Source organism: Peribacillus sp. NPDC094092 (genome assembly GCF_050279365.1).
In the GTDB taxonomy this organism is placed as follows: Bacteria; Bacillota; Bacilli; order Bacillales; family DSM-1321; genus Peribacillus.
In genome coordinates, this window is the sequence record NZ_JBNNUC010000005.1 from 46,338 (window position 1) to 60,196 (window position 13,859).

Sequence of the window (13,859 nt, forward strand, 5' to 3'; positions counted from 1 at the left end):
AAGACCAAAAAAACTGCGTAACTTCACACGTAAAGTTACGCAATCTTTTACTATCCATTTGATTTTATTGTTGTGCTTTCAACGTTTCAATATCTGGATCAGTACCAAACCACTCTTTATAGATTTCTGCATATTTCCCATTTTCATAAATGGCATTCACTGCTTTATCGAACTCCGATTTCAATTCACTGCCTTTTGGGAACATAAGACCATAAAACTCCTCATTGAAGCTTTTGCTATCTTCAACGACCTTCAGTTTTTGATCGGGGTTATTTTTCACATATTCTTCAACAACCGTATTATCAGCTACGACAGCGGAAGCTCCGCCTTTTAGTAATTCCTGAATGGCCAGGTTATTATTTTCGAATTTTTTGATATCCTTGTGATTCTTTCCAAGGAGTTTCTCTACCGCTTCCTGTCCAGTAGTCCCAGTCTGTACGGCAATGACGTTTCCTTTCAATTCATCCCCTGATTTTATATCACTATTCTCAGGAACGAGAATCTTATTTGTGGATAGGAAATACGGAACAGAGAAGTCATAAGATTGTTTTCTTTCGTCATTCACTGTAATCGCAGATATGGCGACATCCGCTCTCTTACCTTCGATTTCAACAAAGATCGGGTCCCAACCAACACTTTCCACTTTAACTTCATAACCCGCTTCTTTTGCAACGGCATTGATGAAATCAACATCGAATCCTACAACCTTATCTCCTTCAAGATATTCAAATGGAGCATAGTTGGCGTCCGTCACGACCCTGAGTGTTTTCCCATTGGACTCTTCTTCTTTGCCAGTTGTCGAGACTTCCTTATCCTTCCCGCATCCTGTCAAGACTAGGAACAAAGAAGCAACCATGGCAAACACTAAAAAAGAAACCTTTTTCAAAATAATCCCCTCTTCTCTCTCGTAAACTCTCTTTTTTTTAAAAAAACAGATAAATCTAACTTTAGAGAACTTTCAGTTTATTCTTTTAAGAATATTATACGTTTATTTGTTTTTTTATGCAATAAAAAGTCGATAAATAACTTTAGTAAAATAAAATTTTAATCAATTAACTTGGTAAATCAAAAACGTAACTATGCTCTAATAGGGAAAGATGAACCCTTTTCCCCTTTACTCGAATTAATGGATATTATATTGAAAAAGTTAGCGCCATCTTTCAAAAGGTTTAATAGAACAAAAATAAGCAGCAGCCATAATAGCGTGGCCGCTGCTCGGATGATTATTATGGGACTTCCATATTCCCCTCTTCAATATCCAACATATCCAACAGGAAGATGAAGATCGGTATTCCGATGATCAATCCCCATATCCCAAGGAAATGCTCGGAGAACAATAGGATGATGAAGGTGAAAAATGTTGGAAGATTCGTTTTTGCCGACATGAATTTCGGATTTAAAATATAGCTTTCAATTGCATGGATCACAACAATCATGATTAATACAGCAATCACTTTGGGCATGCCGCCAATACTATAGGCAATCATGCTAAGCGGAATGAGGGAGATGATGACCCCTGCAACCGGAATCAAACCCAGGAAGAAAATCATGATTCCTAGACCGAGCAACTGAGGGAAGCCAAGAATCCATAAAAAAGTTACGGATAGGACAGCATTCGTGATGGCTATCAAGAACTGGACCTCAATCACCTTTCCGAATGAATTGATGAATTTGACGCCAAAGTGGCTTAAGTTTATAAAGAAAGATTTAAACTTGGCCCGCTTGAATTTAGAAGTGAAACGAATGATTTTATCTTTTTCCAATAAGAAAAATAGACTAAGCAACATGGAAATGAAAATTTGAAATGCCAGTTTACCGAAATCGGATATATAAAGATAGAGTGTATTCATCTGTTTTTGAAGATCGAGCGGCGATTCCAGCTCGTTCATTATATTAATGGCATATTGAATGACCCTACTATCTGGTGGATGTTGAAAGAAGAAAACGATCTGTGTCACTAATTCCGTGAATTGCAGTGTAATGACCGGTAGATATTTATAAAGTACGATGGCTAAACAAGAAATGACGACTACATATAAAAAGCTTATAACAACCTTGGAGTTGATATGCATCACTTTATTCAGCCGAATCATGATAAATTGCTCCAGCCTTCCCATCAGGAAAGTGAAAACAAATGTGAATAGCACGATATTAACCATACTACCGATGCTTATTAAAAAGAGGACTAACACAATTAATGTAATTAACCTTGAAAAACCTTCGCTTTGCAAATACTCTTTTACCACTTACCTATCTCCTAACTACCGTTCTGCCGTTATAATTCCTTTATCTTTCATTTTACACGGAATTGAGGAATTCTACTACAATTACCTTCCATTGACAACAAAAATTATTTGGATGATCAGTAAGACCCAGATGGAGATGTATTTTGCCCTTTTTGGAAAATTCTCCTCTTAAATTCCAAGCCATTTCTGCATGAAAAAGCATCTGCCGAATCGGCAGATGCTAATCTTCATCCTTTACATCGATATCTTCGGGGATGGGTTCGTTATAATAATCCGCTAATTCCTTCTTATACTTCTCCATCTGTTCAAGATGCATATTAAACTGATCTTTAAAAATCAAATGCTGCTCACCATCATGAACGGTACGAATTTTATTTTGAACGATCAAACTTTCTATATAAGATTCCGGCATCGATAAATATTCCGCAGTCTCTTTTACTGTCAAGTACATGCCTTCACCCCTTTTCACCTCTAACTATACTAGATATGGGGAATTATTTGAAGTGCTTGGTTTTTGATTGAAAATCCCTTGAATGACAAGCAAAGTCAAAAACGATTCAGGTTTTGGCATGCAACCTCAACAGCTTAAATGAATTCCGTCAGTGGAACATTTTGGCCAAAAAACTTACAATCACTCCCAATAACATGTAAGATAATGTTAAAGTAATATATCGATATATTAAGAGGAGTGGACAATAATGACTTTCTTTTATGTCATTCTTGCGGCAATTTTTGCTGTTTTGCTGGTCAATTTTGTTAAAGGGCTAGGTGAACCGGCTAAATTAGAACGCTATCAAAAAGAATTCCGTAAATATCATGCTGAAACTTTAGATCTGCATGCAACGGAAATCGTTTCAGAAGCATTGATAGAAAAGCTTAATAAAGCACTGGATTTCGACTATATGGAAAAAGTCAACACTGAATTCCGCCAGAAGCATCCACGGGAATCACAGATAAAGGTCAATCTGGCATGGCGGGAATTGAAACGCTACTTGATCATGGCTGCAGTGTTTGGAAAAGTTGAAATGTTTAATACAGTCATCGATGAGTTGTGGCATATCATGCTGAAATATAGACGGGAATATGATGAGTTTTGCCAGGCTTTCATCGGCAGGACCATTCAGCACAATCCTCATTCAGAACCTGTATTCAAACCCGAAGAGCGAACTCTATTTGACTTTTACTATGTACAGCTATTTACGGTGGACTCCCATTCCATTCAAAGGTGGGGAAAATTTTTCAAACATGATAAAGGGCAAACGCTTCTCCGCGATTATGAAACGTTAGAGCTGGAGCAGTTAAAGGAGAAATATATGAGGAAACCGACAAGTATACAAGCGGAACGTACCTTTGAATCTTTCACTTCCCGATTTAAAGAAAATCGCCCCATGACAGAATTGAATTGGCGGAAAACGTACGACCAAACGGATTACGCAGCTCCTGCCTATTTCACTTATGCAAGCACCGATGACTTTGACAGCGATTTCAAAGATATTTTCGGGAATGAACCGAGCACTGTTTCCTCGGGATCCGGCCATGCCGATCATGGTGGTCATAACGGTTCCCATGACAGCAGTTCCGATTCCTCTTCAAGCTGTTCTTCATGCAGTTCTTGTTCGTCTTGAGCCTTTCGCTTGGAGAAACATTTGAATAAACGCGATAAAACCACTCAGTATGCTTTCAGAGTGGTTTTTGAGTTTGATGATGTCCTCATAATGGATTTCTACTAATTCTTCACAAACTTAATCCCAGATGTTTTGAAAGACTTCAAAACCAGCTCCATAAAAAGTAAGAGTGATTCTAAATTCAGGCCAGTTTTTGTATATGCAAATTTGGAAAGCAAAAAAAATTAGTGCAAGGTTTAACTGAAGATCGGGTGAAATTAATTCAAGAATTAGAACAATATAGAAAAGTCCTTTCACCATTTTTAATTAATGTTTTATAAACTAATATAGATCAGTGGGAAATAGAAATTCATGATTGGGAAGAGGAAATAAAAAAAATAGAAGCAGAGAAAGAGAGCTTTTAAGTTCTCTCGGTTTGTAGACAAAAGGGGGTCGGAATTTATATATTCCGAACCCCTTTAATATTTCGTCCAATGTTAAGTGATTGGGCCTCTGAAGCATTCACCTTCCCTCTTCATTAATTCCACCGATTGAACCAATTCTTGATCCTTTGTTTGTTTTTATCAAGTACCTCCTTCGATGTCCGGTTGTCTTTTTGTTTTTTCCATTCAAAGAAGGAGGCAATTCCGATAAGCAGCCCTCCGCCGATGATTAAATATAGCCACCATGGCATCTCGCCCCACATCGAATTGGTATTGATATAGACATTGAATAAAATGGTCCCGGTTCCAACGATGAAATAGGATTTGTATTTCATCATGAATCCAAAGAGCATGGCAGCCAATGACACAGTTCCGATAATGAGCGCATCATATAAGGTGTTTCCTGCCATTGCATCAATGATCAAGGCTGAAAACAAGAGAAAAACAATGCCACTCTCAATATATTGTGTGATTTTGCCTTTAGTAAAGACTTTCCTCAGCAGGGTGGTGCTGACTATGAACAGCGGCAGGATATTCACCTCCTCCTCAAGTACAGGAGGTATCGTTAGCAGATCGACAATGACCCAATAAGGATGTAAACTGAACAATATCGCTGCAGCCAATTGGAATTTTCTTTCCCCCACCCCTATAGTCGTGCTTCTCATCAAAATAAAATAGGCCGGAATCAGAAGTGCCACGAAGATTTCCAAAATGAAATGTGCTGATTCCCCCCTCAAGACATCCATGTTCATGGCAAGGAGAAACAACAGACCATAGACTCTGTAAAAATCCAATTGAAATCCCGCCCCGCCTTTATCAAGTAGGCCTATAAAGAACTTCCTGCTTAGCAGTACCATCATGGCCGTACATCCAAAAAGGACTGCCGCTCCAACGAAAGGCTGTAATGTGTCCGCGTACATGATGATGGTCCAATACGGATACAAACTGAGTATTCCCGTCAGCCAAACGTAGATGCCCTTTTCCTTTACATCCTTTGTGAAAGTTCCAATCAAGATGAAGTAAACCGGAATCAAGAGCGAGACGAAAACCTCGAGTAACTGGTTTGATGTTTCAGTTACTCGAATTCCCCTATTCATGGCAAGTAAAAACAGCAGGCCATATATCCTGTATGCATCGAGGGAAATGCCTGTTTCTTCCCTTTTGATTAAACCATCGAAATAACGCCGGCTTAAAAGCAGCATCCCTGACATACAGCCGAAAAGGAACATCATTCCCATTTCAAGCGATAGGCTGTCGGCATAGCCGACGATGTTTAGGAAGGGATACAGACTGACTAGTGCAGCAATATTCGTATAGATTTTCCTTTTTGGATTTTCCGCTGTCAAGTTGCTTAGGAAAATGAAAAAAGCGGTTAACAGAAGCGATACAAAGACTTGGAGTAACTGATGTTCAGTATCATTAAAAACCTCCACATTCATATCGATCAAAAAGAATAAACCATAGATCCTGAAAGGATCAAAGCTGACGATGCCTGATCCGTTTTTCTTGAGTAACCGGCTAGAATATAGCCTGCTTAACAACAGCATTCCTGCCATACAGCTAAACAGAAGCGCCAATCTCGTGCTGATTGGGAGTGCATGGGCAAAGTCCATGATATTGATGAACGGGAAAAGTCCGATGATGGCCGCAATTCCCGTGTAAATGCTTTTTTCATTCATATGGATTGTGAATCTTCCCATAAGGATGAAATAGCCAGGCAACAGCAAGGAGACAAAAATCCCCAAAATTGCAGAACCTGTATCGCTCATAAACACTTCCAGATTCAGCGTGCACAGATATAAGAAGCCAAAAATCCGATGATAATCAATGACTCTTTTCGTTCCCTCTTGGTTGACTAATCCTTTGAAATGGCGTCTGCTTGCCATCACCATCACAGACATGCATACAAGCAATACGACAATCGCCATTCCCAAAGGTAATGTATTTACATACATTTTATAGAAAATGAACGCCAGGCTTAGAGGAAACACAACATAATTCCGCCAATTCCTTTTCATGAGCAGATACCAGGCAAACAAGAACTGTACAGTCATCACTCCTAACCAGACCAATTCCCTGTTAAGCGGAAAATCCCGGATTGCCGTTTCCAATATGGATATGCTTATCCCTAAATGAATGAATGGAATAAGATAATACTCCATGACTCTTTTCCAATTCTCATTGGAAACCGACCAAAGAATGGTTATGATCCCTGCTGTTATCATCATGGATATTGATGTAATGAATGCCGTTTGCCCCCCGTTTGCAAAAAATAAATGGACCTGTAGGAAAAGGGTTGAAAACCCTAGGTACGTAAAAACGTATTTTTCCCATTTCACATCTGCCCTTAAGGCACTCAAAATATAAATCACCAGTTGTGCAGCATATAGGAACGGTGAACTTTCCGTATGAACAATAAGCAAATATCCAACGGGAATAGCCAGTAAATTGGCAAGGTGACTAGTATATTGGAAGTACAATTTTCCTTTTTCCGAATGTTTCCCAAGCCATTCTCCTAAAAGGAAAAAGATAATAGGACCTAGCAGCACAAACGCAATCTTCCATGCCATTGAACTTAAATCAAAAACATCGTAAAGGGAAGCATATAGGCTGGCACTTGTAATCACGACAGGCACCCAGAATATGTGCTTCCGATGTATATGGACGGACCAGCCGTTTATAGCCGTAGCTATGGCAATGACTCCGCTTTCCTCCAAAGGCTTCAAGGAATCGAATGGAATCGATGCCAAGGAAAGGAAGGAAAGAATCTGTGCGCTATATGCAAAAATAGGAAAGAATTTATGATAACCCCTTTTAAATGTATAAGCTGCACCCATGGAAATCAGTGAAACCCCCATTAAATAGACGCTGAGCGTTATATTTGACCGGACCCACTCTAAACTCTCCAACAAATATGAATAGAAAGCACCCAAAGCCAGTACGAAAGAGATTGGAAATCCGAATACGGCGTTTTCCTTCATATGCTTTGATTCGTCTTTTATATATGTGATGAAGAAAAGCACCGAAATCGTGGCGAGCGCGGCACTAACTGCAAGCCAATCCATTTCGCTGAATTTACTGGACAGTATCACTAACATGATCATCGGGCAGATAAGTAAGATACTCTTTTTAAAAAGGCTGTACCTTGGGTGACGGTTAAATAAATATACTCCAACGTATTGAATGACCTGAAGAACGAAAACAAGATTTAAAATGGTAGAAAAAGAGACTGGCAAAGCAAAGAAAAGATACAGGAACGCTAAATCGAAAACAACAACAGCCGGGTATGTGAAGCTTGAATTTTTCGATTGAAGGGAAACATGGACAAGCTGAGCGGAAACTATCATGAGCGCGATGAATATTTGCGCATAGTTCTCCTGGTACACCATCGCGTTGCTATATAAGAAAACGATCCCGCACTCAATCAAACTGGTGAACATGAAATTCCTGGAAAGCTTAGTCAGTTTGGATGTAGCCAGATATTTTGATAGCATAGTAAAAATGATTGGTACAAGTGCAAAAGCAATGACCATGTATTCACTCAAAAATGAGTTAAAGATTAAATGGATATATCCATAAGTGAAAACGGCACTAAAAGCCATTTCATAATATTTTTTTTGGAACTTGACCGAAAAAATTAAAAACAACACGGAAAAGACCATCAACGTAAGCGAGTACACCAAGTTACTTGAAAATAACGTCAGGATCACAAAGGCTTCCACGATGATCTTAAACTGGATGAATTGAAAAATGAATGGTTTGAATAACGTTAAAGCTTGTTGATTTTTCAATTCCTCAATATTCCATAACAGTATTAAATTAAGAATGCCAATCGCTAAAAACATCCACTCCATAGTCGGAGTCAAAAAGGCCAATCCGAAATAGCAGGTAATGCCAAACGTGAATATCGAAATGAAAATGAATATTTTCGACTTAAAGTGGTCAGCAATCTTACAATAAATCGCTAAGCAGAGTAATCCCCCTAGAAACCCCAGTAGCCCCCTCCCTCCACCATTAAGTGAAAGGTACTCTCCAAAAATCCGATAGTATGAAGCGGATAAAATCGTAATCGGAATGAATAAACCCGCTAGCGTCAGGAATGCAAAAGCGGTCTGTTCAATTTTCAGCTTTGAAGCGATGAAGGCCATTCCTGCAAAAATGACGGAAACCATTCCAATGAAGAAAACTTTCAGGACCGCATTCAGATTCCCCCATGAGGAAGTTGCTAAAATCAACCCGCCGAACAGAAGCAATATGACCCCCGTGAGCAGGATGACAGAGATATTCCGTTCCCTGATTTGCTCAGGCGTTTTCTTCGGTTTTACCGGTTTTTCCCGCTTGATTACTTTCTTTTGAATAACAGGTTTCCCATCGGTGATTTTCTTGACAGGTTCAAGACTTTCCTCCAAAGCTGATTTCTTGGTTTCATACGAGGTCTTCTCATCTTTCATTATCGAATCGTTCATTCTGCTGGATTCACGTAATTTCAATGAAGATTCTTCAATCAGGCTATCTTGTACACGCACCTCGGCACTTTCACCGATAATCGTTTCATGCCCTTGGATGGATTTCCTTTTTTCATGCTCTAATCGCTTTTGTTCATGGAGGGCTAATTGGAAATGCCGATTATATGCCCTGCTAATCCGGATATAATCTGATTTAGGGATGAGCCGCCTTTCCCATAAAACATCCAGCTCTTCTTGGAAGACACGCTTCCTACTTTCTATTGTCATTTCTTCGTTTGAAGAATCATTCATCCCAAGATTCCCCTTCCTTTTAAAAAGACCTTCTATCATCTTATGTATATTCTCTTTTCGATAATAACAAAGTTTTTCCATTATATATATATTAAGGATGATGCACTGATGAACAAGGAAGCCAGTCATATTCATCCTGACTCAAAAAAAGAATGACTTCTATTGAAGCCATTCAACGTCTTTCCATTGATTTTACTTTATCCTCGCTCCTGATGATGCACAAATAAACGATCATTGAAATGAAAATCGAGGCGGCTGCCGTGATATAGATGCTCCTATAGCCGAAGAGGAAGCCTATTTGCCCGAACACAATGGCACCTATGCCCACTCCAAGATCGAAAAATGAAAAGTATGTTGCATTCGCCATCGCCTTCCGATTTGGTGGCGTCTTTTCAATCGACCATGCCTGAAGCGCCGGCTGGACAGAACCGAATCCAAATCCATAAAGCACTGCTGCAATGTAAAGGACCGCTTCACTCGGCATCCACGCAAGCAGCAGCATCCCAACCATGATGAGTAATGTTGAAGGCACGAATATCGCTCGATGTCCCCTTCGGTCATATAATCGCCCTGCGAATAATCTCGTGACCATGAGGGCCATTGCATATACTAAAAAGTACCACTGAATGCCATCTACACCTTTTTCCGCTGTATATAGCGGAAGAAAGGTTGCAATTCCACCGAATGTAACAGAGATGAAGAAAATGAGCAAAGATGGCTGAAGGGCACTTTTTTCATATACATCAAACCTTTTGGCCCTGACAGCCGCCGAAGGATCACTTTCCACTTTTTGATACCGAATAAGTGATGCCGCAATGATGGCAAACAAACCTAATAATGAGCAGATCAAAAACAGCTCTTGGAACGGTATGACGGTAACTAGAAAAAGACCCAATGATGGCCCGAAGGCAAGTGCTAGGTTACCCGATAATCCATAATACCCCATTCCCTCGCCACGCCGTTTCGCAGGGATTATATCGGAAGCAATCGTTCCTGATGCCGTTGAAGAAAATCCCCATCCGACGCCCTGTACAATCCTCATCATGAATAACAGGCCGATGCTCCCCATAAACCCGAAGGAACCCACGGACAATGCAAAAATGGCTAACCCGGCTGAAAAAACGATGCGTCTTCCCTTCGTCTCCAATAATCTGCCGGCAATTGGCCGAACAAGCAAGGCCGAAAAAGTGAAGATTCCAAGGACAGCCCCCACCAGGCGGTCGTCACCGCCAAGCTGCTCAACAAATAGCGGGAGGGTCGGCATCGTCATTTGAAACCCCATGAAGATGCACATATTTGCCAAACAGATCATGATGAAATCACGTGTCCAGATTTTATCAGTGCCTCTTACCCGTTCATCCATTAAGGTTTCCCTCATATCCCTTCACCTTCTAATTAAAATAGTCAATGCCAGTTTACTAAAATTGGTTAAAATAAGCGAATGATTTATTTCGTATACCTAAATATATATAAATAAAAGCCCAGTATGACACTGGGCTCCCCCTTCATAACGAAATGCCGATATGTTCGTTTCCGTCCACTTACCTTCTTTATGCAACCTAACGATTTAGGTTCGCCAGGCTTTCTATTCATCATTCTTACAGCGAATCGTTTTAGTTCAAAATTCCATTATATCAACCATTCTGCTGGTGAGGAATGGTGGGCTTGCCCTAGCTTTGTACCCCTATCTTTCATCTCCCCGCCCGAACGAGTTCCTGTTCTTTTCTTCGCCGTTTATCTTGAAACATTTTTTGATCCGCTTCCCTGAATAAGCTATCCATATTCCCTTTGGAATGCGAACGGTAAGCATTCCCGAATGACATACTGATGTGAGGGCCTTTTTTTAGGGAGTTTTGCAGAAGGATTTCTTCCTTTAATAATTCACAAAGAGATTCTACTTCTCGCTTGCTTCTATCAATCAGCAGAATGGCAAACTCATCCCCTCCCACTCTCGCTACGACGGCGATGTCCGAGAAAATCCGTTTCAATAGATTGGCCGCTTCTTTAATCAATTCATCCCCTATCTTATGACCATACGTATCATTCATAAATTTCAGCTCATCCAGATCACACAATATCATGGCAACCGGAGTGTCAAAATCAAGGTTGGATTTGGCGGATATATTATCGAAAAACTGTCGATTATGGATATTCGTTAATGGGTCATGGGACATTTGATACTCCATATCCTGTATGAACTTCACTCTTTCATCAATATTCCGAATGATTCCCTGAACGGCTACCAATTGCTCTTTTTCATATATAGGTGTAGCATATTCCTCGAACCACGAATAATTCCCCTCGATATCCATCCAGCGTTGAATGACTGGCTTAGTATAATCAATCCCAACGTAAATCTTTTCATTTAGGATATCAAAGTCATCAGGATGAATCCTTTCAAAAGGCGAGGCAGGGTCATTGTATGCTTCTTCCAAGACGCCTTGACCTAGAAGTGCATTGATGGATGGACTTAGATACCTGAACTTGGAGCTTGGGATTGATTCGTAGCAGTAGATAATATCTTTAGAACTTTCCACTATATTAAAAACCCTTTTTTGCTCTTCGAACCCTTTCTTCTGATAATCCTTTTCCCTTTTCTTGCGAGTGAAGATCATACATTTAAATATATCCAATGACAACTTATTGCATTTCATTCTACAGCCCCCATACTTTGAAGTCATTTCATTAAAATCTTTTCCGTAGATTTGATGGCGGACTTACACTCATTACCTTTAACATAATTATCCTTTCCATATTATAATTCTAAGCAACTTAAAGGGAAAACTATTAATATATTTTCTTAGAAAGGGGACGGCTTCCAGCAAATTGCCCACTCTATGATAAAATGAAAAACGGAAGAACCAATGGCATTAACTTTATTATCGGCGACGAGTTTATTCCTCTTCAGCCGGTCCATACTTTGTTGCAATAAATATTGGCATCTGTTTATGGTTCATTTCTAAATTGGCATTATTGAAATGGACGCATAATTGAAAAAAGCCGATTCCAATTGGATCGGCTTTATCATGCTTCACGACTATTTCGTTATCTCGATTTTCCCATTATTCGTTTCCAATTTCACTAAGTTCTCACCTTTTCCAATGACAGCATCGCCCTCATACTTACCAAGGATATCCACTCTCCCAATGTCAACATGAACATCGAAAGTTGTATTTGTCGGTTCATTCTCCGTTTTGATCATGATTTTACCATTATTACTTTCGAAGTCGATCTCCCTATCCAAGTCTTTCGTGACCAAAGTAATTTTACCGTTATTCGATGAACCAACGAGTTTTCCCTCTACATTATTCAGTTCTACTTTTCCATTAGCTGATTTCACTTCAACTTTTTCGGTCATTATATCCTTTAATTCTACCCGGCCATTTTGAGATTTCACATTCAGATTTTCACTTTTCAATCCTGATAATTGCATTTTTCCATTATTGGATTCAACGACAAAGGATTTATAAGATTCATCAGGCACAAACACCTTTAAATGTATGGATTGAATATGAAAACCAAAGCTAAAGGTACTTCGATCTTTTAATTGTACCGAAAGCTTCTTTCCTTCCACATCGGCAGTGAAATCCAACTTGGAAACATCCATCCCTTTTGAAACCAATTCTATCCTTGTCTCCTTATCCTTCGTTGGAACGATTTCTACAGCTGCATTGTCCGTGTCGATCTGAATGTCCGTCACGATCTCCGAAATCGTTTTTTCCTCTGTAGTCGTTTCCTCATTCGTCACTTGGGAAAACGTAAACAGACTTCCTATTACTCCCACCAGTAACAATATAAGTGCAATGATCGATAATTTTTTTACATTAATCATTTTTCAAACCGCCTTTCACAAGGGAAGCGTTAAATTTTAAATAGCGAACGAATCCTTTAGTTAAGGCATTCGTAGCTACAAACATTCCCATGGCAATAAAAATGCCAATCCCGCATAGTCCCAATGCGAAGAAAAGATCGAATAATTGAAAATTGCCTATCGCAAGGTTAAAAAGAACGCCAAACGGAGCAAGAATGAACGCGATCGCCGAAGTCCATCCTGCAATGACAACTCCGATCAAAGCTATAAATGGTCCCAAAACGATCACTAAATTAAAGAATCCCAAACCAATGACTGCCCAAACCGCCCGCATTACATTACTTGCAGAAGTCGTTTGTTCGACCTGACCAAGATGATAGGATGCCAGCAGTTCCTTGGAAATCTGTTTAGGATTCCCAAGGGATTTGGAGATTTCCTGCTCTGATTTCCCTTCTTCCATTCCAATTTCGAAATACTCTTCGTAATCTTGAAGGATATCTTCCCGTTCCTCTAAGGAAAGTCTGGTTAAAGAGGCATTCAATTGTTTTAGAAATTGTTCTTTATTCATTGGTTCACACCTTCCTTGATTAATTGATTGACTCCATTGGAAAATTCATACCATTCCGTCAGCAGCTCTTGAAGGTATCTCCGGCCTTTGTCCGTTAATTTATAATACTTGCGCGGAGGCCCTTCTGTTGATTCTTGTAAATATGTCGTAAAATACTCTTCTTTCGTCAAGCGACGTAAAAGGGGATATACCGACCCTTCCGATATTTCAATTTGATCCGAAATCTTTTGGACAAGTTCATATCCATAGCGATCCTGCTTATCCAGTAAAACCAGGACACATAGTTCCAGGACACCTTTCTTAAATTGTACATTCATAGCACCATCACTCCTTCCAAGAGTCTTTTAGTATAGTTCAATAAACAGTACTGAACACCGAACAATACATCTTATGTAAATAATTTACCATATGGTACTGTTCATTGCAAGGT

The 13,859-nt window shown here is 39.6% G+C and carries 10 protein-coding genes; 1 reads left to right on the forward strand and 9 read right to left on the reverse strand.

Translation table 11 applies throughout. From position 1 onward, the window contains the following. Positions 1 to 64 precede the first annotated feature (64 nt). The 3 genes from ACQKNS_RS20950 to ACQKNS_RS20960 form a co-directional block, all read right to left on the reverse strand. A complete protein-coding gene (locus tag ACQKNS_RS20950) occupies positions 65 to 886 on the reverse strand; it encodes a basic amino acid ABC transporter substrate-binding protein (protein WP_427645192.1) in 822 nt (273 codons plus the stop codon). Between the two features lie 340 nt (positions 887 to 1,226). Beyond that, positions 1,227 to 2,246, reverse strand: a complete 1,020-nt coding sequence (locus tag ACQKNS_RS20955; protein ID WP_427645193.1) for an AI-2E family transporter — start codon at positions 2,244 to 2,246, stop codon at positions 1,227 to 1,229. Positions 2,247 to 2,466: 220 nt separating this feature from the next. Next, positions 2,467 to 2,697 carry an excisionase family DNA-binding protein gene (locus ACQKNS_RS20960; RefSeq protein WP_283900766.1) on the reverse strand — a complete coding sequence of 77 codons (231 nt, stop codon included), beginning with the start codon at positions 2,695 to 2,697 and terminating at the stop codon, positions 2,467 to 2,469. A gap of 247 nt (positions 2,698 to 2,944) precedes the next feature. On the opposite strand from ACQKNS_RS20960, the gene ACQKNS_RS20965 reads away from it, so the two are divergent. Beyond that, a complete protein-coding gene (locus ACQKNS_RS20965) occupies positions 2,945 to 3,871 on the forward strand; it encodes a hypothetical protein (RefSeq protein WP_427645194.1) in 927 nt (308 codons plus the stop codon). A 517-nt stretch (positions 3,872 to 4,388) separates the two neighbouring features. Here the strand turns inward: ACQKNS_RS20965 and ACQKNS_RS20970 are convergent. From ACQKNS_RS20970 to ACQKNS_RS20995, 6 genes are all read right to left on the reverse strand, one after another. After that, positions 4,389 to 9,050: a hypothetical protein gene (locus ACQKNS_RS20970; protein ID WP_427645195.1), complete on the reverse strand. Its 4,662-nt coding sequence runs from the start codon at positions 9,048 to 9,050 to the stop codon at positions 4,389 to 4,391. Positions 9,051 to 9,222: 172 nt separating this feature from the next. Beyond that, positions 9,223 to 10,428, reverse strand: a complete 1,206-nt coding sequence (locus ACQKNS_RS20975) for an MFS transporter (RefSeq protein ID WP_427645196.1) — start codon at positions 10,426 to 10,428, stop codon at positions 9,223 to 9,225. A 313-nt stretch (positions 10,429 to 10,741) separates the two neighbouring features. Next, the gene (locus ACQKNS_RS20980; protein ID WP_427645197.1) at positions 10,742 to 11,704 is read right to left on the reverse strand and encodes a sensor domain-containing diguanylate cyclase; all 963 of its coding nucleotides are present in this window, start codon (positions 11,702 to 11,704) and stop codon (positions 10,742 to 10,744) included. 383 nt (positions 11,705 to 12,087) lie between these two features. Continuing rightward, the gene (locus ACQKNS_RS20985) at positions 12,088 to 12,882 is read right to left on the reverse strand and encodes a DUF4097 family beta strand repeat-containing protein (protein ID WP_427645198.1); all 795 of its coding nucleotides are present in this window, start codon (positions 12,880 to 12,882) and stop codon (positions 12,088 to 12,090) included. Continuing rightward, positions 12,875 to 13,429 carry a DUF1700 domain-containing protein gene (locus ACQKNS_RS20990; RefSeq protein ID WP_427645199.1) on the reverse strand — a complete coding sequence of 185 codons (555 nt, stop codon included), beginning with the start codon at positions 13,427 to 13,429 and terminating at the stop codon, positions 12,875 to 12,877. Before ACQKNS_RS20990 ends, ACQKNS_RS20985 begins: the two co-directional genes overlap by 8 nt. Next, positions 13,426 to 13,746, reverse strand: a complete 321-nt coding sequence (locus tag ACQKNS_RS20995) for a PadR family transcriptional regulator (protein WP_144527963.1) — start codon at positions 13,744 to 13,746, stop codon at positions 13,426 to 13,428. The genes ACQKNS_RS20990 and ACQKNS_RS20995 overlap by 4 nt, the downstream gene beginning before the upstream one ends. Positions 13,747 to 13,859: the final 113 nt, after the last annotated feature.